The following is a 20,516-nucleotide window of genomic DNA, read 5'->3' on the forward strand; positions in this document are numbered from 1 at the left end:
GCGACTGACATCCGATCAGGTCATCACCATCCTCGGCACGGCATGACGTCTCTCGGGAGAGAACGCGGTGGTCTATCTCTTCGGCTCGCGGCTCGACGACCGGGCCAGAGGCGGCGATTTCGACTTGCTGATCGAGACCACGCAGGGTTTGACTCTCCTCGAACGCGCCCGTCTCAAGCTGGAGCTTGAGGAAGGGCTGGGGCTGCCGGTCGATGTCATCTCCCGAGCACGCAATGCGGAGCCGACACCCTTTCAGCGCATCGCGCGAGCGAGTGCGGTCCGTCTGGAGGCTGGGCCATGACCCTCCAGGCGCTGGAGGCGGAACGCGCTTAAACCGCGCCCGGTGCGGTATGCGTCATGTGTTGGAAGGGTTTCGCCGCGCCAGCTCCGACGACTGTCGGAGCTGGCGCGGTTTAAAGTATTAAAAAGATTAAATTTTAAACCGCGTCTCGCCAAGATCAAGGAAGTCTTCGACGCTAAACACAACATGAAAATGACGCATTTCGCTCTGGACGCGGTTTAAACATCCTTGACCGATACCGAGTTTCCCACCGACACCGACCTCGGCACCTGTCTGATCCAGGACCGCCACCGGCTGCGCCAACGTCTGCGCGGCTTGCGCCGTCGCGCGCGTGCGGGCGAGCCGTTCGAGCGTGGTCTGCTTGCCGTTTGGCAGACCCTGCGAGAATCCCAAGCCCTCCTCGAACGCCGCCGCGCCGGCGTGCCGTCGGTCATCGCCTATCCGCCCGAGCTTCCCGTGAGCGAGCGCCGCGAGGAGATCGCGAAGGCGATCTCGGCCCACCAGGTCATCGTCCTCTGCGGCGAGACCGGCTCCGGAAAATCGACCCAGTTGCCCAAGCTTTGTCTGGAGCTCGGACGTGGATTCGCCGGGCGGATCGGCCATACACAGCCGAGGCGCATCGCCGCGCGCACCCTGGCGAATCGGATCGCGCAGGAGCTCGGCGGGACAGCCGGCGGGCTGGTCGGCGACAAGGTGCGCTTCCACGACCGGGTCCGCCCGGAGACCGCGATCAAGCTGATGACCGACGGCATCCTGCTCGCCGAGATCCAGCAGGATCGGCTGCTCAACGAGTACGACACCCTGATCATCGACGAGGCCCACGAGCGCAGCCTCAACATCGATGTCCTGCTCGGCTATCTAAAGGGTCTGCTGCCGCGCCGACCGGATCTGAAGCTCATCGTCACCTCCGCGACCATCGATCCGCAGCGCTTCGCCGCGCACTTCGCCGATGCGCAGGGCCGCCCGGCGCCGATTCTCGAAATCTCCGGACGGACCTATCCGGTCGAGGTCCGCTATCGCCCGCCCGAGGACGAGTCGGTCGGCGAGCGCGACGAGACGATGCAGCAGGCGATCTCGGACGCGGTCGGGGAGCTGGCGCGCATCGGACGCGGCGACGTGCTGGTCTTCCTCTCAGGCGAGCGCGAGATCCGCGAGACCGCCGAGACCCTGCGCAAGCATCACCCGCCCGCGACCGAGATCCTGCCGCTCTACGCCCGCCAAGGGCCGCAGGAGCAGGCGCGGATCTTCCAGTCGCACGGCACGCGGCGCGTGGTGCTGGCGACCAATGTCGCCGAGACCTCGCTGACCGTCCCCGGCATCCATTACGTCATCGACCCCGGTTTTGCGCGGATCAGCCGCTACAGCCACCGCCGCCAGCTCCAGCGCCTGCCGGTCGAGCGCATCTCGCGCGCCTCGGCCGATCAGCGCAAAGGGCGCTGCGGGCGGGTCGCCTCGGGCGTCTGCATCCGGCTCTACAGCGAGGATAACCTCGCCGCCCGAGCGGCCTTCACCGAACCCGAGATCCAGCGCACCAACCTCGCCGCCGTGATCCTGCGCATGAAGCTGCTCGGTTTCGGCGACGTGGCCGACTTCCCCTTCCTCGATCCACCCGACCCGCGTCTGGTCGCCGACGGCGAGCGCACCCTCGAGGAGCTGGCCGCGCTCGATGCCCGCGGCGAGCTGACCGAGCTCGGCCGTCGGCTGGCGCGTCTGCCGGTCGACCCGCGCATCGGGCGCATCCTGCTCGCCGCCGCCGAGCAGCAGTGTCTGGCGGAGGTGCTGGTGATCGCCGCTGCGCTGAGCGTTCAGGACCCGCGCGAGCGCCCGCACGAGCAACGCGCCGCCGCCGATCAGATTCACGCCACCTTCGCCCATCCGGACTCGGACTTCCTGAGCTTCCTCAACCTCTGGCGCTTCCTGGAGAAGGAGCGCAAGGCGCATTCGCGCAACCAATTTCGTCTGCTCTGCCAACGCCACTTCCTGTCCTACAACCGGGTCCAGGAGTGGCACGACATCGAGATCCAGCTGCGCGAGCAGATCCTGGAGATGGGTTTCAAGGAGAACCAGACCGCAGGCACCGAGGAGCAGATCCACCGCGCGCTCTTGGCCGGACTGCTGAACCACATCGGCGCACTCGACGCGAATCATGAGTATCTCGGTGCGCGCAACAGTCGCTACCGCATCCATCCGAGCTCCGAGCTCTTCAAGACGTCGCCCAAGTGGATCCTCGCGGCCGAGCGGGTCGAGACCACACGCGCTTACGGGCGCATCGTCGCGCGCGTGCAGCCGGCCTGGATCGAAGCGGCCGGGCAGCACCTGCTGCAACGCAGCTATTTCGAGCCGCACTGGCAGGCCAAGTCCGGACAGGTTTCGGCCTACGAGAAGGTGACCCTGTTCGGCGTCACCCTGGTGGCGAAGCGTCGGGTCAACTTCGGCCCCATCCGCCCGGCCGAGGCACGCGAGATCTTCATCCGCTTCGCCCTGGTCGAAGGCGACTTCAGCACTCGCGCGCCCTTTTGGCGCCACAACCAAGAGCTGATCGCGTCGATCCATCACCTGGAAGCCAAGTCGCGCCGCCGCGATATCCTGGTCGACGAGGAGGCGCTCTATGCCTTCTACGACCAGCGCATCCCCGCCGGGATCTATTCCACGCCTCAATTCGAGCAGTGGCTGCGCAAGGCGACCCGCACGGATCCCAAGATCCTGCATCTGCGCCCGGCCGACCTGATGCAGCACGAGGCCACGGGGATCACGCCGGAGCACTTCCCCGACCGGCTCCAGGTCGGCGCCACCGCGCTGCCGCTCGAATATCGCTTCGAGCCCGGCGAGGCGGCCGACGGTCTGACCCTGATCGTGCCCTTGCCGCTCATCAATCAGGTGACCGCCGAGCGGCTGGATTGGCTGGTGCCGGGTCTCTTGGAGTCGCGCATCACGGCCCTGCTGCGCGGTCTACCGAAAGGGCTGCGCACGGCGCTGGTCCCGGTGCCGGATACCGCTGCGCGCTTGGCCGGGGGGCTCAAGGCCGCGCTCGCCGAGGGCCGGGCGCCGATCGATCGGCCGCTCACACAGGTCCTCGCCGAGCGGATCGCGGCCGAGCTTGGTCTGCGCATCCCCGAGGACGCCTGGGACCGCGACGCCATCCCGGCGCATCTGCGCATGAAGATCCGGCTCGTCGACGAAGCGGGCAGGGCGCTTGCGCTCGATGAGGATCCGCAACGGCTCAAGCAGCGTTTCGGCCAAGCGGGGCAGGCGCGGTTTGCCCGCATCCCTGATGCCGAGCTGGAGCGCGAGGGCATCACGCGCTGGGACTTCGGCGACCTGCCCGAGCAGGTCGAGATCACCCGCGGCGGGATCCGGATGCGCGGCTTCCCGGCCTTGGTCGACGAGGAAAAGAGCGTCGCGGTGCGGGTGCTGGATTCGCCCGAAGCCGCAGCGCGCGCGCACCGTGCGGGTCTGCGCCGGCTTCTGACCCTGACGCTCGGCGCGACCCTGCGCCCGATCCGCCAATCGCTCAAGGAGCTGGACCGGCTGCGGCTGCTCTATGCCAAGGCGCCCGTGACGGAGCCGGGGCGTCCCGCCCCGGAATCCCCCGAGACCAAGCACCCCGGCGCATCGACCTCCGGCGGACAGCCGTCTCGCCCGCCGAGCGGAACCGAGCCCCGCCCCCCCGACCTCTCCGACGAGCTGCTGGCCTTGATCCTGGATCGGACCTTCCTCGACGACCGTCCGCCCATCCGAACGCAGACCGACTTCGAGGCCCGTCTCGCCGAATCCCGCAGCCGGCTCCAGCCGACGGCTACCGAGGTCACCCGCCTCGCCGCCGAGATCCTCGCCGCCTACCAGTCACTGCGCCAGCGCCTCGCCGCCATCTCCCAGGTCAACTGGCAGCCGACGGCGCAGGACCTGCGCGACCAGCTCGATGCACTGGTCTTCCGGGGCTTCTTTCAACAGATCCCCTACGTCCGCCTCAAGCAGTATCCACGCTATCTCAAGGCCGCCGAGCAGCGTCTCGACAAGCTCGCCCACGCCCCCGGACGCGACCGCGACCAGATGGCCGTCATGGCCGAGCTGCTCACCCGCTGGCGCGACCGCACCGCCGCCGCCCGCAAGGCCGGCCGCGAAGACGCGCGTCTGGAGGAGATCCGCTGGCTGCTCGAAGAGCTGCGCGTCTCGCTCTTTGCCCAGACCCTCGGCACCGCCGGCCCGGTGTCGGTCAAGCGCATCGATGCGCGTTGGCGGGAGCTGGGGTTGTAGGGCAGGATAGCCGGGTGCTTGCAGGTTGGATCCGCATGTTGAAGCCGCGTGGAGGGTAAGATTGCAGACCATCTCCGGATCCAACACGTGGGCGCTACGATGCCGACGACCACAAACCGAGTGAACAAGTCCCCATGCACACGAAGGAAGTCATCGACCGCATCTTCAAGGAACCCGGCATGCAGTACGAGCAACTCATCGAAGTGGCCGCAAGGAGTCAATCCATGACTGATCCTCAAGCGCCGGCTGACCCGCGCGAACGCGATCCCGATCTGGTCAATGCCGAGATTGCTCTACAGCGCGCCGCCCTGCGCGCCCGCGAGAAGGCGTGGCGACACGGTGTCCCGGTGGTCTATTCCGAGGACGGGGTCATCAAGTACGAGTATCCGCAGCCGGACGCCGCTGATCAGAATCGGCAGACGAGCCAGTCATACACCCCCTGATCGCCACCCAACGCGCCGCCATCGCCGATGTCTGCCGGCGCTACCAGGTGCGACGACTCGAGGTCTTCGGCTCCGCCGCGTGCGGCACGGATTTCGACCTCGACCGCAGCGATGCCGACTTCCTCGTGGAGTTCGCGCCCGATGCGCAGGCCGATCTGGGCGGCTGGTTCAGCGTCCGAACCGAGCTGGAACGCCTCCTCGGGCGCGGCGTCGATTTGGTGGAATACCCAGCCGTGCGCAACCCCTACGTGCGCGCCGACATCGAACGGACGCGGGAGCTGGTCTATGCCGCGTGATCCGCGCGCCTATCTGTGGGATGTCCGCGAAGCCGTCACGGACATTCAGGGCTTCGTCGCCGGTCTGGATCTGTCGGCCTATGCGACGATTTCGCATGATCGGGTGTGGGCGACGATCCAGACGGCCCTGCCGACCTTGGCCGAGACAGTACAGGGCCTTTTAACGGAGTTGGGCGAGGAATGAACAGCGGACACCAGCCTTTCCAAGACGACGCCAGGGGCCAGTTCCTGGTCTACGCGGCCGAGGACGGGCGCATCAAGATCGACGTGCGGTTGACGGATGAGACCGTCTGGTTAACGCAGCCTTTGATGGCCGACCTGTTCCAGACCACGCAGCAGAACATCAGCCAGCACATCCGCAACATCTACGGCGAGGGGGAGTTGGCTCCCGAGACAACCAACAAGAAATTCTTGTCGGTTCGCCAGGAGGGGGGGCGCGAGGTCCAGCGCAACCTCGACCACTACAACCTCGACATGATTATCTCGGTCGGCTACCGGGTGAAGAGCCATGTGGCGACCCGTTTCCGGATCTGGGCTACCCAGCGGCTGAAGGAATACATCATCAAGGGTTTCGTACTGGATGACGAGCGGCTGCGGAACCCGGATCAGCCCTTCGACTACTTCGAGGAGCTGACCCGTCGCATCCAGGACATCCGTACCTCCGAGCGACGTTTCTACCAGAAGATCACGGACATCTACGCCACCAGCATCGACTACGATCCCACGCTGGACATCAGCATCCGCTTCTTCCAGACGGTGCAGAACAAGATGCACTGGGCCATCACCGGCCAAACCGCCGGCGAGATCGTCTACAGTCGCGCTGATACCGAGCGACCTGATACGGGCCTGACCAACTATCGTGGGGCCAAGGTCCGCAAGCAGGACGTGAGCATCGCCAAGAACTATCTGACCGAAGACGAGCTGGCGGCCCTGAATAATCTGGTCGAGCAATACCTGATCTTCGCCGAGGGCCAGGCGATGCGCCGTATCCCGATGCACATGGGCGACTGGATCACCAAGCTCGACGCCTTCCTGAATATCAACGACCGAGAGATCCTGACCCATGCGGGGAAGATCTCGCACCAGATGGCGCAGCAGCGAGCGGAAGACGAGTACGAGAAGTTCCACCAACGGCGGATCGCCGAGCAGGATCGCGCCGGAAACGACTTCGACAAACTGATCGAACGCCTGCCCGCCGGCAAACCTGATCGCAAATAGGGAGAAGCCTTCATGACACTGGCCGATGCCGATCAACAACTGCTGCGGGATCTGTGCGAACAGCACGGGGTGAGCCTGGGCAAAGTACTCAAGCTGAAATCAGATCGGAACGTCTTTTCAATCTGCGTCAACAATGCCATACGTGGAAGGAGCTTTCACCTAGGAGCCTGTCCGACTTATGTTCCGGATTGGGTTCCGAGAGCCTGCATTGGCAAAAATGAGACAAGCAGCGGGGCGTGAAACGTCGAAATTGCGAGTATTTTCCGCCAAAACGCGCGATCTTGCCCTCTTTTTCATCCTTTAAGCGCAAAAAGGCGCTTGAGGTTCCATCCCAGACACACCAGCGCCCACTCGCCCTGCACCGCACGCAGACCGCGCAGCAGGAATTGGCGAAAGCCCTGCACCTGCTTGATGATGCCGAAGACGGTCTCGACCGTGGCCTTGCGCTTGGCGTAGCGGGCCTTGCCGTCGCGGGTGCGTAGCCGATACGCAGTGGCCTCGGCCGTTGTCGGCTGGCCTTGGGGTTCGGGCGGGTCGTCGGCGAGCCGCTCGGCCAAGGGCGGGTTGTGGCGCTGGCGCGCCGCGGGGATGTAGGGGTCGATGCCGGCGGCCGCGCAGCGTTCGAGGTTCTCTTGGCTGTGATAGCCGGTGTCGGCCAGCATTGCGTTGACCGTGCCGAGCGCCTCGGGCAGGGCGTCGAGGCGCTCCAGCGCCGGGCCGACCTCCTGCGTGTCGTTGGTGTGATCGGTGACGTGCTGAGCGACGATCAGGTGCGTCGCGGTATCGACGTTGGCCTGCGCGTTGTAGGCCTGCTCGAAGCCGCCGCCGGCGGTGGGCATGATGCTCGCGACGGGCTTCGCGCTCGGCGAGCTTGCGTTCGTACTCGGCCTGCTCGGCCGCGAAGCGCGCGTGCGCGCGCTTGGATCTCGGCCTTGGCCGCGGCGATGACGGCGAGGCGCTGTTCGCGCCGCTTCAGCTCCGAGGGGAGGTCCAACGGCGCGGGCCGCGGCGTGTTGTCGGCCTGCTCGGCCAGACGCATCAGGTCCTCGACCTCGCCCTTGAGCTGTTCCTCCAGGCGGTTGGCGTGCGCGTAGCTCAGCGCTTTGTGCTTGCTTGCGTTGGCTTTGATCTTGGTCCCGTCGAGACTGACGGTACCGAGCTTGAGCAGCCCCATCGCCTGCGCGATGAGCAGCACCGCGGTGAACAGCCCCGCCAGCTCGTCGAGAAAGCGCTTGCGGAAATCGGCGATGGTGCGGTGGTCGGGATACGTGTTGGCGCAGATGGAGCGAAACGCGATCGAGTCGTGCGTCGCCAGTGCGAGTTTGCGGCTGGAGAATACGCCGGTGGCGTAGCCGTAGAACAACAGCGCCACCAGCATCGCCGGGTGATAGGGCCGCGAGCCGGTGCCGGCGTAAGCCGCGACCAGATGGCTCAGATCGAGTCGATCGACGATCTCCACCACGAACCGCGCCAGATGGTCTTCGGGCAGGTACTCCTGCACCGAAGCCGGGAACAGATCCGGCGTCTCCCGATCCACCGTCACGAAGTTCACCGCCATGCTGCATTCTCTCGTCGATGCGAACCCGGCCCTATTGTACTCGAAGGCTGGGCCGACAAGTCGGACAGCCTCCTAGGCCGAGTATCTACAGAAGGATGCGCTAACTGAGGCTATCCGAGCGGCCTATGCCAAGCGCGGTGGATCTGCTACTCCGTACCCTGACTTTCCGGATGTGCTCGAACTGGCTGCACTCGCCTATGAGGCAGACGGCAAGAAGGACGACAGCCTCATCGAGGTGTTGCGGGATCTATCCGATTTCGAGCTGTTCTGGCGTCATGGCAGCGAAGGCGCACCCATGGACCGGGTGTCGAACCGGACGATGCTGATCGATCTGCATGCCATGCCGGTACTGAAGGAGTTGGTCGGCTATCTCATCATCGAGCGGCTTTACAAGGAAATGGCCACACTTCCCGACAGCCCGGTGACCGAGGGTCGACGGACCATCCGGTCCATCCTGGTGATCGACGAGGCCCACAACTATCTCGGTCAGAAGAATATCTTTCTACAGCGGATCATTCGCGAAGGGCGCTCGAAGGGTGTCGTGGTCTTCTTCGCCAGCCAGTCGCCAAACGACTACCAGCAGAAGTTCTTCAACTTCCAGGAGTTGCTTGAATTCGCCTACATCTTCCAATGCGACGGCGTGGCCGCCGGATCGGTACAGGACATTCTTGGATGTAGCAGCAAGACAGCGAAGGACCTTCAGACGGAGATTTCCCGACTGGAACCCTGGCAGGTGATTGCGCGCAGTCCCGAGAAGACTGAGGAATTTGTCAAATTTACCGCCGAGGCGTTTTACAAGAGCTATTCCTGACCGCAGTCGGAGTTCGGCCCAACGATTTGTGTGCCAGGGCGGGTCGCTGTAAGCAATCGACAGGCGCTTCCCCGGCCAGTACATTCCGGTTGGAATAAGGTCTTCATGCCTGCTAATCTGTACGGAAATAAACCGTATCGAGAGCGAGTATGTCCGAAGCCATCGAGCGATTCGACATCCGATTGCCGGCCAACGCCAAACAGATGCTGATGCAGGCGGCGGATATCAGCGGCAACACACTGACCGGCCTCGTGCTGAACGCAGCTCTGGACAAGGCCCGGGAAATCCTGCGCAGCCACCAGCACTTTATACTGAACGCCGAGGAATGGCGTCGGTTTGCCGACACACTGGACAATCCCCCCGAGCCGAACGACGCTCTGCAAGCCGCCTGGCGCGACTACCGGGATGCCGAACCGGAATGAAGATCGTCGCGTTCGACCCCCGTCGCCACAAGCGCGCGGGTTTTGCGTGCGGCCATGACGACCTTGACGAATACTTGAGACGCTACGCGAGCCAGAGTCTGCGCAATCACTTGGCGCGGGTGTATGTGGCTGAAGATGGGGACGCTCAGGTTCTGGGCTATTACACCTTGTCCGCGGCGTCCCTTGGTCGGGACGAGCTGCCCGAATCCCTCGCTCACCGCCTGCCGAAGTATCCGGTCCCGGCCGTCTTGATCGGGCGCATGGCGAGCGACCATCGGGCGCGCGAATCCGGACTTCGCGTTGGCTCGCGCCTCTTGATCCATGCCCTCAAACAATCCTTGCACGCAGCCGGCACGATTGGCGTGCAATGCGTCATCGTGGACAGCAAGCCGGACGCTGTGGCGTTTTACCGGCGTTTCGGATTCATCCCATTGACGGGGGATGGATTGAATCTCTATCTGCCGATCAGCACGATCGAAAGATTGGACGCACACGATGAGTGAGACGCTCGGCTCGGGTGACCCGAGATGAACGAAAGCCACCTGTTCATGGTGACCTCGGCAGGCTCAGGGTGAACGTCGTTCGCATTGAAGTTTCTTGTTTTCCTTTGCGTCCTTTGCGCCTTTGCGTTTCCGAATGCCGAATTTAGGCTGAAGGGCGTGTCAACCCGACCGGTCGGTCTTGCGATCGATGCCCTCGGGTGCATAGGCCCGCAACAGCACATCCACCCCGCATTCGACCCGACGCCGGAGTTCCTCGGCGTCCGGTCGCGGACAGCCGCCGCTCAAGAGCCCCGTGGTCTGAATCCCCTGCCACATGCCGAGCAGTTGCTCGGCGGCCAGGCGACTGTCGTGCGCGCGCAGGTCCCCGCGCGCCGAAGCCTCGGCCAAGCGGGCGGCGAGGCGATCGCGCGTCGCCTCCGCACCGTCCCGGTAGACGAGCGCCCCGAGCCAGGTCTCCTCTCGGGCCAAGGTCGCGAGCATGCGTTGCAGGGCGACATAGTCGTCGCTGCTCAGGAATCCCATCAGCGCGCATCCCAGATCGATCAGCGCCTGTTTCAGCCCGCGCTGCCCCGAGGGCAGGTCGTCGAGTGCGGCCGTCATCTCGCTGCGCTGCAGCAGCACGACCGCGCGGATCAGACCCTGTAAGTCACCGAAATGGCTGTAGACCGTGACCTTCGAAACCCCGGAGGCACGGGCGACGGCCTCCATGTTGAGCGCCTGAATCGAGCCCGAGAAGAAGAGCCTTCGGGCGGCCGCGAGGATCGCTGCGTGCTTGGCGGGATCCGGCGGTCGACCGCGCCCGGCGGCTCGTGGCGTATCCGGTCCTCCCGATGCGCCGGCTTCGGGTCTCGGCATGGCTGTGTTCTCCGTCATCTTCTTGGTTATTTACTAAACGCTATCGTACAGTAATAATGGTGTGGTCAACGATACCGAGCGCACGTGCGCTCGGTATCCCAACCAACGCCGGCGCTTGCGGTGCAGGAGTGACCCTTGTCGACCAGAATAAACAAGATCGGAGCGGTGTTCATCACGACGCTCCTCGCCTCGGGATGCGGGCCGAGTACCGACGAGGCGACCGCGCGCGAGGTGCTGCCCGATCGCGAATCGGTGCCTTGGGTATTGTCGGTCGGGGTGGAGCCCGCACCGAACAGCGTCTGGACGCTCACGGGCACGGTACGCGCACGCCATGAGATCCCGCTGTCCTTCCGTATCGGCGGCGAGATCCAGGCGCGTCTTGTCGATGCCGGGGCGCAGGTCGCGGCCGGGGACGTCCTGTTCCGGCTCGATCCGCGCGACGTGACGCAGCAACGCCTGGCGGCGGAGGCAACGGTGGCCAGCGCCCGGGCGGAGCACGAGAACGCCGAGCGCGAGCGCGAGCGGCTCGGGGATCTTCTGACCAAGCGGCTCGCGAGCGAGCAGGACCATGACCGGGCCGTGACCGCCGCGCGCGCAGCCGAGCAGCGCTTGCTGGCCGCCGAGGCGAGCCTGGAGCAGGCGCGCAACGCGATCCTGTATGCCGATCTGGTCGCGCCCGCCACGGGCGTGATCCTGGACGTGGAGGGACAGGTCGGACAGGTCGTCTCACCGAGTCAGGCGGTTGCGCGGCTGGCCGAGGACGGGCCGCGCGAGATCGAGGTCCAGGTGCCCGAATCACGACGTGTCGTACTGCCGAGCGAGGCGACGGCGCGGCTCGCGAACGGACCTGCGGGGGATACTGCGGGGGGCGCGGCGTCCGCACGGGTGACCCTGCGCGAGATCGCCGGCAGCGCCGATCCGCTCAGTCGGACCTGGCGTGCGCGCTATCGTTTGCCCGAGCTACCGAGCGCGCCGGGGCTCGGCACAACCGTGACCCTGACCTTCGAGACGGCACGCGAGTCGTCCAGGCCGATTGCCCGGGTACCGCTCGGTGCGATCCTGGAGCGCGGTGCAGGACCGATGGTCTGGCGGATCGAGGAGGGGCGAGTCGAGCCCGAGCCGGTCGAGTTGCTCGGCATCGTCGGTGAGCAGGCCGAGATCCGAACCGATCTGGCGCCGGGCACGCCGGTCGTCGCACTCGGGGCGCATCTCCTGCTGCCCGGCCAGGCCGTGCGGGTGCTCGAGCGATGAGCACCTCCGACGACAGGGCAGCGGGGACGCGGTTGAACCTCTCCGCGCTCGCCGTGCGCGAGCGCTCGGTCACGCTCTTTCTCATCCTGGTGACCGCGGTCGCCGGTCTGGTGGCATTCCTGCAGCTCGGCCGCGCGGAAGATCCAGCCTTCACCGTGCGCGTGATGGTGGTCTCGGCGCTCTGGCCGGGGGCAAGCGCGCAACAGATGCAGGATCTGGTCGCCGATCCGCTGGAGAAGCGCATCGGGGAGGTCGAGCTCTTCCACCGGCTGGAGACCACGGCGCGTCCCGGACGGGTCGACATGCTGGTCGAGTTTCAGGACTTCGCGCCCTCCGAGCAGATCCCGGATCTCTTCTATCAGGTGCGCAAACGTATGTCGGATGCGGCCGCAAGTCTTCCGGCCGGGGTGCGCGGGCCTTTCGTCAACGACGACTTCTCGGATGTGTATTTCGCGCTCTATGCGCTCTCGGCGCCGGATCTGCCGAACCGTCTGCTGGTGCGCGAGGCCGAGCGGATTCGCGATCGACTGGCCCGGGTCGAGGGGGTGCAGAAGGCGCGCATCCTCGGCGAGCGGCCGCAACGCTTCTTCGTGGAGCTCGATCAGGCGCGTCTCGCCAATCTCGGGGTGTCGCCGGCGGCGGTGCGCGAGGCACTAGATGCCCAAAATCGGCTTGCCCCGGCGGGACTGGTCGAGACAGACGGGCCGCGGCTCTATCTGCGTCCGGATGCCGAGCTGCGTGAGCTCGAGGATATTCGCCATGTCCCGCTGCGTGTCGGCGAGCATCTCATCACGCTGGGCGAGATCGCCGAGGTCAGCCGCGGCTACGAGGATCCGCCTGAGTTTCTGATCCGCGCCGGCGGGGAGGATGCGGTCCTGCTCGGCGTGGTGATGCAGCGCGGCGAGAACGGGTTGGCGCTCGGCAAGCGCCTGGCCGAGCTGCAGGAGGGGTTGGAGGCCAGCCTGCCGTTGGGCGTCGCCTTCACGCAACTCACCAATCAGGCCGACGCCATCACGCATGCCGTCGATCTGTTTCAGATCAAGTTCCTGGTCGCGGTCGCGGTAGTGATGCTGGTCAGCTTTGTCGCCATCGGCTGGCGCGCCGGGTTGGTCGTGGGCATCACCATCCCGCTGACCCTCGGGATCACCTTCCTGCTGATGCTGATCAAGGGCATCAACCTGGACCGGGTCAGCCTGGGCGCGCTCATCATCGCCCTGGGGCTGCTGGTCGACGACGCCATCATCGCCATCGAGATGATGCTGGTGAAGATGGAGGCGGGATGGGATCGGCTGCGGGCCGCGGCGCATGCCTGGACGGTGACCGCAGCGCCTATGCTGAGCGGCACACTGGTGACCGTGATCGGCTTCGTGCCCATCGGCTTTGCGCGCTCGGGTGTGGGCGAGTATGCAGGCAACATCTTCTGGGTGCTGGCCTTCGCGCTGCTCGCCTCCTGGGTGGTGGCGGTGACCTTTACGCCCTACCTGGGCACCTTGCTGCTGAAGGCGCCGCCAAGCCCGGGCGAGCATGCCGTGGAGAGTGCCTACGCGACGCCGCTCTACCGGACGCTGCGCGGGTTGATTCGCGGCTGTGTGCGCTACAAGATCTGGGTCGTGGCCGCGACCTTCGGGCTCTTGGTCCTCTCGATCGTCGGCCTGGCCGGCAGCGTACAGAAACAGTTCTTCCCGACATCTGATCGCCCCGAGGTCCTGATCGACATCCGGCTCCCCGAAGGCAGCGCGATCCGCGCGACGGCGGCCGTGGTCGAGCGGGTGGAAGCCATCCTGGCGGATGCGCCGGGCGTGCGTTCGAGCGCCGCCTATCTCGGCGCGGGCGCTCCGCGATTCTTTCTGGCCCTGAACCCCGAGTTTCCGAATCCGGCCTTTGCCAAGCTCATCGTGGTGGCACAAGGCGCGGCCGAGCGCGACGTTCTGATCGCGCAGCTCCAAGCGCATGTGGATGCCGGCGCGTTTCCCGAGGCGCGGGTGCGCGTGCACACGCTGCTCTACGGTCCGCCGGTCATCTGGCCCGTGACCTTTCGTGTGGTGGGGCCGGATCCGCTGGTGCTGCGCCGGATCGCCGAGCAGGTGCGCGAGGTGGTCGCGGCGAATCCCAATACGGTGGATCCACATCTGGACTGGGGCGAGCGTGTCCCCGTGGTGCGGCTTGCCCTCGACCCGGAGCGTCTGCGTCTGATCGGGCTCACCCCGCGCGAGCTGGCCGGTCAGCTGGAGTACCAGCTCTCCGGGCTGCCGGCGACCGAGATCCGCGAGGACATCCGCAATGTTCAGCTGATCCTTCGGGGGCTCGCCGACGAGGGCGCAGTGAGCGCGGACGGTGCCGGAGGACCCGGAGCAATCGACGCTGCGATCACGCCGACCAGCCTCGCCGGGATCAATCTCAAGACGCTCGACGGCCAAACGATCCCGCTCGAGCAGGCCGGCGAGCTGATGATCGCCTTCGAGGATCCGGTGCTCAAGCGTTACAACCGCGAGCCCTTCATTGCGGTGCAATCCGAGGTCCGGGACGCACAGCCACCGAACGTGACGGAGGCCATTTGGGGCGAGCTGCAGGGGCTGATCGCCGAGCTACCGCCCGCGTATCGGATCGACATCGGCGGTGCCGTGGAGCAATCAGGCAAGGCCGATGCCTCGATCCAACGCGTCCAGCCGATCATGCTGGTCCTGATGCTGATCGTCATCATGTTCCAGATGCGCAGTTTCTCGGGCACGCTCATGGTGGTGGCCACGGCGCCGCTCGGCGTGATCGGGGCCACGCTGGCCTTGTTGATCGCCGATCGTCCGTTCGGCTTCGTCGCTCTGCTCGGGCTGATCGGTCTGGCCGGCATCCTGATGCGCAACACCCTGATTCTGGCCAAGCAGATCGAGGACAACCTGCACCAGGGTCTGGAGCGTTCCGCGGCGGTCGTGGAGGCCACGGTCCAGCGCGCGCGTCCGGTAGTGTTGACCGCGGCGGCGGCCGTCTTCGCCTTCATCCCGCTGACGACCGACACCTTTTGGGGGCCGCTCGCCTTCGTGCTCATCGGCGGGGTCTTGATCGGCACCTTGATTACGCTGCTGTTTCTGCCGGCGCTCTATGCACTGTGGTTTCGGGTGCGCTTGAACTCGGCGGACCCGCCCTCTGTCCAGCGCGCCGTCCAGAATTCGGCGGGCTCGGGTCTGCCGTAGAAATAGCCCTGCAGGCGGTCGCAGCCGTGGGCTCGCAGGAAACGGCTCTGACCCTCCGTCTCGATGCCCTCGGCCACGACCCGCAGGCCGAGCTCGTGGGCGAGTGCGAGGGTCGCGGCACTGATCGCGGCGTCGTTCTCGTCGGTTTCGATATCGCGCACGAACTCGCGGTCGAGCTTCAGCGTTTGGATCGGCAGACGCTTGAGGTAGGCCAGCGAGGAATGGCCGGTACCGAAATCGTCGATCGCCAACGTGACCCCGAGGCCGCGCAGTGCCTGCAGCGTCTCGACCGCGCGCGCCGGATCGCGCATCGCGACCGTCTCGGTGAACTCGAACTCGAGCTCGTCCTTGTGCAGCTCGCAGCCTTGCAGCACGGCGGCGACGGTCTCGAGGAGGGCAGGGTTGCGCAGTTGGTGGGCCGAGAGGTTGACGGCGATGCGCTTGGGTCCGATGCCGGCGTGCTTCCATTGGCCGAAACGGCGGCAAGCCTCGTTCAAGACCCAGTCCCCGATCGCGTGGATGAGTCCGGATTCCTCCGCGATCGGAATGAAATGGCCTGCAGCGAGCAAGCCGCGCCCTGGATGGTGCCAACGCACCAGGGCCTCCATGGCGTAGGGACGGCCGAGCGGATCCGCATCGGCCTCGAACTGGGGCTGATAGTGTACGGCGAGCTGACCCTCCTCGATCGCGACGCGCAACTCGCGCTCGACCGTCAGGCGTTCACCAGCCGCCAAGTTGAGCGCCTCGGTGAAGTGCTGGACGTTGTTGCGGCCCTGCTCTTTGGCGTGATACATCGCGGTGTCGGCGTTCTTCATCAGGGTGTCGGCGTCCAGGCCGTCATCGGGATAAATGCTGATGCCGATGCTGGGGCTGGTGTGCAGCCGTTCGCCGTCGATGGTGTAAGGCTCGCCGAGTGCGCTCAGGATCTTCGCGGCCACCGGCGCGGCGTCTTCGGCACGCTCCATGGCGGTGAGCACGACAACGAACTCGTCTCCGCCCTGGCGCGCGACGATGTCGTTCTCGCGCACGTCCCGGCGCAGCCGGCGTGCCACCTCGACCAACAGCAGATCGCCGATATGGTGGCCGAGCGTATCGTTGATGACCTTGAAGCGGTCCAGATCGATGAAGAGGACCGCGAGCCGGCGCCCTTCGCGGTGTGCCGAGTGCAGCTCCTGCTGCAACAGGATCTCGAGGTTGTGACGATTCACGAGGCCGGTCAAACCATCGTGATGGGCGAGGTGCTCGATGCGTTCGTCCGCGGCCCTGCGCGCGGTGATGTCTTTGAGGACCGAAAGGATCTCGCCTCCCTCGAGGCGGATCACGTCGCTCTCGAGCCACAGACGGGCCGAGCCCTTGTCGTACACCGCGGGGCTGATCGTTTCACGCCCGCCATGGCGATGAACGCGGCGAAAGGCGGCGTAGATGCCCGCAGCCTCCAAACCCGGGAAGACGATCCGAGACGGCAGTCCCAGCACCTCCTTGCGTCCGGCCACCCCGGCGATCCGCTGGGCGGCCGGATTGATGTCGATCAGGACAAACTCGCTCCCGTCCGGGCGCGGGCGGTACAGGGCAACCCCGTCGTTCATACTGCCGAGCATGGCGCGGTAGCGGGCCTGTTGGGCGGCGATGGTGGTTTCGTCCCTGACCAAGCGGCGACCGAGTACGAGTGCTGCGCTGGCCGAGGCGAGCACAAAAAGCGTGAACGCCCATGCCGTCGCCTGCTGCATCGCATGCAGGGGTGCCATGGCCTCGGCGGCATCGATCTTCACCACCATGCCCCACCCCAGCGCCGGTAGATAACGCCAGCCCGCTGCAACCTCGATGTCGCCGTAGTCCTTCACCAGACCGCTGCCTTGGCTACCGGCCAGCGCAAGTCGCATCGGCTCTGCCGTGCGTTCGAGCGGAACCCGATTGGTGAAGGGTGCTCCCGGCATGCGCTCGAGCGCGATGGTGTAGCGTGCCGCCTGCCCGTCCTGAACGGCGAGCACGGTTTCGCCGGTCGTCCCGAGTCCGGTGCGGTCGCTCACCACCGGCATCAGGGTGTCGAGGTTGACCTGAAGCGCCAGTGCGCCGATCGGATGCTGTCCCTGGAGGATCGGCGCGACGACAAAGGCTGCGACCGCGTTTCCGGACGGCCGATACGGCGCGAAACGGGTCAGGTCGATGTGCATGAAGGTCATGGCCTGACGAAAGCCCGCGGCCAGCTCGGTATCGCGAAACGGGCCATGCACGAGGTTGGTGCCCAGATCGGCCTCGCCGCGAAGCGAAAAGACGACATCGCCTTCTTCGTCGATCAAGAGCACGTCGTGGTAGTCGGCGCGCTCGCCGAGCTTGGCCAGCTCCGTGCGTTCGATTGTGCTCGGATTCGGAATCGCGGCGCGGTTTGCGCGTCGATCGGCGGCGACGAGTGCCGACAATGCCTCGCGAACTTGCGCCTGGCTCGCGAAGGAGCGGGCGTCGGCCAGCCGTTCATTGATGTAGTCGTCGATCTGGTCGGCTTTTTTGTCGGCGATCGAGGTCATGTTCTGCAAGACGGTGGCGGTGAGTGCGCGCTCGAAGGTGTGCAGATAGAACCAGGCCAGACCCGCCAAGGGCAGCAGTGCGATGATCAGGAAGCCGACCGCCAAACGCAGGCCGAGACGGCGTGGCCTTACGGCACCCACTGTGGATCCTCCGGCGGGCGCCGATTCGATTCGTCCGACAGCCGATCGACCAGCGCGCGCCATTGTGCGCGGCTGCGGTAGGCGGGAAACGGCGCCGGGCGGATCGGCGCTTCGGAGATCTCGACCGCATCGAATTGACCGTCCGCTCGGGCATGACCCACGTAGACCCTGCGCCAAAGGTGTCGCGTGGCCGCATCCAGGGCGACGATCCCGGAAGGCCCTTGCAGGCTCGCGCGTCCGATCGAGCGATTCACTTGTGCCGGATCGTCGGTACCGGCCTCGCGAACCGCCTCGGCCCACAGCCTGATCCCGTTGTAGCTCGAGACGATCGGGTCGCTGACGACGCGATCGGCGCCGAAGCGTTGTTGGAACGCGGCGACGAAACGACGGTTGACGTCATCCGGTAGGCTCTGGAAGTAACCCCACACCGCGTAATGCTCGCGATGGATCCGCCCGCTGAGCATGAAACGAAGCTCGGGTTCGGCAACGCTGAACGAGACCACCGGCATTGCATCGAGGTTTGCGGCCCTCAATGACGCGAAAAAATGCCGATTGGCATCGCCGTTGAGTGTATTGAGCACGGCGTCCGGTGCCAGCCGTCGGATCTCGGCGGCGATTGCGTCGAGATCGGTTGCATCCATCGGCACGTAGCGCTCCGCCAGAATCTCGCCGCCGGCCGCGGTCACCAGGTCCCGAATCAAGAGGTTGGCGGTGCGCGGGAAGACATAATCGGAGCCGACGAGATAGATCCGACTCCCGAATCGGTCCATCGTCCAACGCGCCCCGGGGATGATCTGCTGGTTGGGTGCGGAGCCCATGTAGATGAGGTGCGGCGATTGCTCGAGACCTTCGTACTGCAGCGCATAGAGCATCAGGTGGCGGTGCTTTTCAACCACCGGTTTGACGGCCTTGCGGCAGGCCGAGGTCCAGCAGGCGAGCACGACGCTGACGCGCTCTTCAAGAATCAGGCGCTCGACCTCGGCGGCTGCAGTGGTCCAATCCGAATCGTTTTCGGCGATGACGAGATCCACACGACGTCCGAGCAGTCCACCCTCGGCATTGATTTCCTCCACGGCGAGCCGCGCGGCATCGACAAGCCCTTTCTCGCTCTCGGCCATCGGGCCGGACGCAGCATGGAAAACCCCGATCCGGATCGGCTCCGTGACCGAGGTGCGAAGCGAGCCCGGGATCAGTGCCGCCGCAGCGAGTGTCGCCGAGATCAGCAGAATCGTCGGGAGTGAACGCGGAATGCGCACTAGGGTGCAGCCGAGACTGACTTCGGGAATGACGGCCGACCATTTCGCGGACGCTCGTAGCATGGAACGCACTCGGTCATGTCGGCTTCCTCGGGGGAGCGTGAGCGCTCTGATTGAAATTTAATATATTTTAATGCCTTAAACCGCGCCAGCTCCGACAGCCGTCGGAGCTGGCGCGGCCAATCCAATCCAACACATGACGCATACCGCACCGGGCGCGGTTTAACCCCAATCGAACCGATCGGCATCCGATCCGGCGGCGCCTTCGAGGATCTTGCGTTTGCCGTCGAGGAGGAAGGCGATGGCGCGTTTCAGGTCGGCGAGCATCACCACCTGCTCGGCGCCCTGTCGCATGGAGGCGTAAGAGGCGGCGAGCAGCACGGCATTCTGGATGTCGCCGCCCGCGGCACCCTCGGAATAGAGCGCCAGGCGCTCGAAATCGACATCCTGGGCCAGCGGGAGTTGGGGCGGGATGTGGCAGCGCCAGATCTTCTCGCGCTGCTCGGTGGCGGGGAGCCTGAACTCGACATGGGCAAGCATGCGCCGCAGGAAGGCGTTGTCGTAATTCCCGACCAGATTCGAGGCGAAGATGACCGCACCGTCGAAGTTGTCGAGTTCGATCAGGGTCGTGCTGCGCGCGACATTGATGCTGTTGTCGGCCGATTGGGAGACGTTGACCAGACGCTTGCCGAGGATGGAGTCGGCCTCGTCGAAGAAGAGCAGGGCGCCTGTTTCGGATGCCTTGGCGAAGGCGGCCTTGATGTTTTTGGGGGTCTCGCCGACGTACTTGGATTCAAGCTCCGCGTAGCTGATGCGCAGGATCTTTTTGGCGAGCAGGTCGGCAATGGCGTCGGCGGCCAGGGTCTTGCCGGTTCCCGGCGGGCCGTAGAAGTTGAGCGCGACCCTGCGCCCGGTGCGCGCCACCGAGCTCAGGCCCCAGGTCACGTAGATCATGTCCTGAGAGATGAGCACGTTGGTCGCCTCGCGGATGCGCTCCAAGGTGTCCTGATCGAGGATGAGCTGATTGAGGGTGTGGCGCGGCTCGACCGGCTCGATGCCCTCCAGACGCGTCTCTTCGGCCTCGTCGGGCGGCGGTGCGGCGGCGCCCGGTTGCGCCGTCGCTACAGTATTCATCGTGACGCCTTGGGTGTAGGGGTGCTCCAAGCTCGTCTTCGACGGATTGAAATCGACCCGGATCTTCGGCTTGTTCAGCAGCCGCGGAAACTCCGAGGTCTCGAGCACCTGGACCAGCCGTTTCAGGAATGTATTGGACGCCGCCGGCTCGATCTCCACGGAGGTGTCCTGCCCCTTCTCCAAACACTGCGGGCAATACAAGAGTGGTGCGCCGACCACCTCCACGAAGTAATGCCCGAGATTGCTCTTCTTGCCGTGGTGCGAGAGCACCAGCTCGCAGCCATGTACCGGACAGGTCGGCGTCTTACGCAGCAGCGACATCCTTATAAAACCGCGTCTCGCACGACATGCACTGTCTTCATTCGG

At 65.4% G+C, this 20,516-nt stretch carries 16 protein-coding genes and 1 pseudogene; 12 read left to right on the forward strand and 5 right to left on the reverse strand.

All coding sequences use genetic code 11. The annotated features are described in order from the left end of the window. Positions 1–67 precede the first annotated feature (67 nt). The 7 genes from BDD21_RS15850 to BDD21_RS15880 all read left to right on the forward strand — a co-directional run bounded on the left by BDD21_RS15850 (position 68) and on the right by BDD21_RS15880 (position 6,752). A complete protein-coding gene (locus tag BDD21_RS15850; protein ID WP_245969639.1) occupies positions 68–301 on the forward strand; it encodes a nucleotidyltransferase family protein in 234 nt (77 codons plus the stop codon). Between the two features lie 228 nt (positions 302–529). Further along, positions 530–4,555, forward strand: a complete 4,026-nt coding sequence (gene hrpA, locus BDD21_RS15855; protein ID WP_120797962.1) for an ATP-dependent RNA helicase HrpA — start codon at positions 530–532, stop codon at positions 4,553–4,555. Positions 4,556–4,689: 134 nt separating this feature from the next. Continuing rightward, a complete protein-coding gene (locus BDD21_RS15860) occupies positions 4,690–4,998 on the forward strand; it encodes a hypothetical protein (RefSeq protein ID WP_120797963.1) in 309 nt (102 codons plus the stop codon). Continuing rightward, the gene (locus tag BDD21_RS15865) at positions 4,986–5,294 is read left to right on the forward strand and encodes a nucleotidyltransferase family protein (RefSeq protein WP_120797964.1); all 309 of its coding nucleotides are present in this window, start codon (positions 4,986–4,988) and stop codon (positions 5,292–5,294) included. The genes BDD21_RS15860 and BDD21_RS15865 overlap by 13 nt, the downstream gene beginning before the upstream one ends. Further along, positions 5,284–5,478 carry a ribonuclease HepT family protein gene (locus BDD21_RS15870; RefSeq protein ID WP_120797965.1) on the forward strand — a complete coding sequence of 65 codons (195 nt, stop codon included), beginning with the start codon at positions 5,284–5,286 and terminating at the stop codon, positions 5,476–5,478. The genes BDD21_RS15865 and BDD21_RS15870 overlap by 11 nt, the downstream gene beginning before the upstream one ends. Then, positions 5,475–6,512, forward strand: coding sequence for a virulence RhuM family protein (locus BDD21_RS15875; RefSeq protein ID WP_120797966.1), 1,038 nt, complete (start codon positions 5,475–5,477; stop codon positions 6,510–6,512). The genes BDD21_RS15870 and BDD21_RS15875 overlap by 4 nt, the downstream gene beginning before the upstream one ends. A 12-nt stretch (positions 6,513–6,524) precedes the next feature. Continuing rightward, entirely contained in the window at positions 6,525–6,752 is a 228-nt protein-coding gene (locus BDD21_RS15880; protein WP_120797967.1) for a hypothetical protein, read from the forward strand. Positions 6,753–6,805: 53 nt separating this feature from the next. Here the strand turns inward: BDD21_RS15880 and BDD21_RS15885 are convergent. Next, a pseudogene (locus BDD21_RS15885) lies at positions 6,806–8,070 on the reverse strand (transposase). A gap of 172 nt (positions 8,071–8,242) precedes the next feature. Here BDD21_RS15885 and BDD21_RS15890 point away from each other — a divergent pair. The 3 genes from BDD21_RS15890 (at position 8,243) to BDD21_RS15900 (ending at position 9,806) form a co-directional block, all read left to right on the forward strand. Beyond that, entirely contained in the window at positions 8,243–8,881 is a 639-nt protein-coding gene (locus BDD21_RS15890; RefSeq protein ID WP_211335075.1) for an ATP-binding protein, read from the forward strand. Positions 8,882–9,030: 149 nt separating this feature from the next. Beyond that, the gene (locus tag BDD21_RS15895) at positions 9,031–9,303 is read left to right on the forward strand and encodes a type II toxin-antitoxin system TacA family antitoxin (protein WP_120797968.1); all 273 of its coding nucleotides are present in this window, start codon (positions 9,031–9,033) and stop codon (positions 9,301–9,303) included. Then, on the forward strand, positions 9,300–9,806 hold the full coding sequence (locus BDD21_RS15900; protein WP_120797969.1) for a GNAT family N-acetyltransferase: 507 nt from the start codon (positions 9,300–9,302) through the stop codon (positions 9,804–9,806). Before BDD21_RS15895 ends, BDD21_RS15900 begins: the two co-directional genes overlap by 4 nt. A gap of 159 nt (positions 9,807–9,965) precedes the next feature. Here BDD21_RS15900 and BDD21_RS15905 read toward each other — a convergent pair whose 3' ends face one another. Continuing rightward, positions 9,966–10,661, reverse strand: coding sequence for a TetR/AcrR family transcriptional regulator (locus BDD21_RS15905; protein WP_120797970.1), 696 nt, complete (start codon positions 10,659–10,661; stop codon positions 9,966–9,968). A gap of 135 nt (positions 10,662–10,796) precedes the next feature. Between BDD21_RS15905 and BDD21_RS15910 the strand changes: the two genes are divergently transcribed. Together BDD21_RS15910 and BDD21_RS15915 are read left to right on the forward strand one after the other, a co-directional pair. Then, complete coding sequence (locus tag BDD21_RS15910; RefSeq protein ID WP_120797971.1) at positions 10,797–11,912, forward strand: efflux RND transporter periplasmic adaptor subunit; 1,116 nt, start codon at positions 10,797–10,799, stop codon at positions 11,910–11,912. Then, positions 11,909–15,097 carry an efflux RND transporter permease subunit gene (locus tag BDD21_RS15915; protein WP_120797972.1) on the forward strand — a complete coding sequence of 1,063 codons (3,189 nt, stop codon included), beginning with the start codon at positions 11,909–11,911 and terminating at the stop codon, positions 15,095–15,097. The genes BDD21_RS15910 and BDD21_RS15915 overlap by 4 nt, the downstream gene beginning before the upstream one ends. Here BDD21_RS15915 and BDD21_RS15920 read toward each other — a convergent pair. From BDD21_RS15920 to BDD21_RS15930, 3 genes are all read right to left on the reverse strand, one after another. Continuing rightward, positions 15,004–17,760, reverse strand: a complete 2,757-nt coding sequence (locus tag BDD21_RS15920) for a bifunctional diguanylate cyclase/phosphodiesterase (protein WP_120797973.1) — start codon at positions 17,758–17,760, stop codon at positions 15,004–15,006. The genes BDD21_RS15915 and BDD21_RS15920 overlap by 94 nt on opposite strands. Next, a complete protein-coding gene (locus tag BDD21_RS15925; RefSeq protein ID WP_245969640.1) occupies positions 17,748–19,079 on the reverse strand; it encodes an urea ABC transporter substrate-binding protein in 1,332 nt (443 codons plus the stop codon). Before BDD21_RS15925 ends, BDD21_RS15920 begins: the two co-directional genes overlap by 13 nt. A 159-nt stretch (positions 19,080–19,238) precedes the next feature. Then, positions 19,239–20,471 (reverse strand): ATP-binding protein, encoded by a 1,233-nt coding sequence (locus tag BDD21_RS15930; protein WP_120797974.1) that lies wholly within the window; start codon positions 20,469–20,471, stop codon positions 19,239–19,241. Between the last annotated feature and the right edge of the window lie 45 nt (positions 20,472–20,516).

The sequence above is a fragment of the Thiocapsa rosea genome, from assembly GCF_003634315.1.
In the GTDB taxonomy this organism is placed as follows: domain Bacteria; phylum Pseudomonadota; class Gammaproteobacteria; order Chromatiales; family Chromatiaceae; genus Thiocapsa; species Thiocapsa rosea.

Coding starts and splice junctions, on each gene's coding strand:
- BDD21_RS15925 (WP_245969640.1), bottom strand. CDS start 19,079: ATGCTACGAGCGTCCGCGAAATGGTCGGCCGTCATTCCCGAAGTCAGT.
- BDD21_RS15905 (WP_120797970.1), bottom strand. CDS start 10,661: ATGCCGAGACCCGAAGCCGGCGCATCGGGAGGACCGGATACGCCACGA.
- BDD21_RS15870 (WP_120797965.1), top strand. CDS start 5,284: ATGCCGCGTGATCCGCGCGCCTATCTGTGGGATGTCCGCGAAGCCGTC.
- BDD21_RS15900 (WP_120797969.1), top strand. CDS start 9,300: ATGAAGATCGTCGCGTTCGACCCCCGTCGCCACAAGCGCGCGGGTTTT.
- BDD21_RS15860 (WP_120797963.1), top strand. CDS start 4,690: ATGCACACGAAGGAAGTCATCGACCGCATCTTCAAGGAACCCGGCATG.
- BDD21_RS15880 (WP_120797967.1), top strand. CDS start 6,525: ATGACACTGGCCGATGCCGATCAACAACTGCTGCGGGATCTGTGCGAA.
- BDD21_RS15915 (WP_120797972.1), top strand. CDS start 11,909: ATGAGCACCTCCGACGACAGGGCAGCGGGGACGCGGTTGAACCTCTCC.
- BDD21_RS15895 (WP_120797968.1), top strand. CDS start 9,031: ATGTCCGAAGCCATCGAGCGATTCGACATCCGATTGCCGGCCAACGCC.
- BDD21_RS15875 (WP_120797966.1), top strand. CDS start 5,475: ATGAACAGCGGACACCAGCCTTTCCAAGACGACGCCAGGGGCCAGTTC.
- BDD21_RS15930 (WP_120797974.1), bottom strand. CDS start 20,471: ATGTCGCTGCTGCGTAAGACGCCGACCTGTCCGGTACATGGCTGCGAG.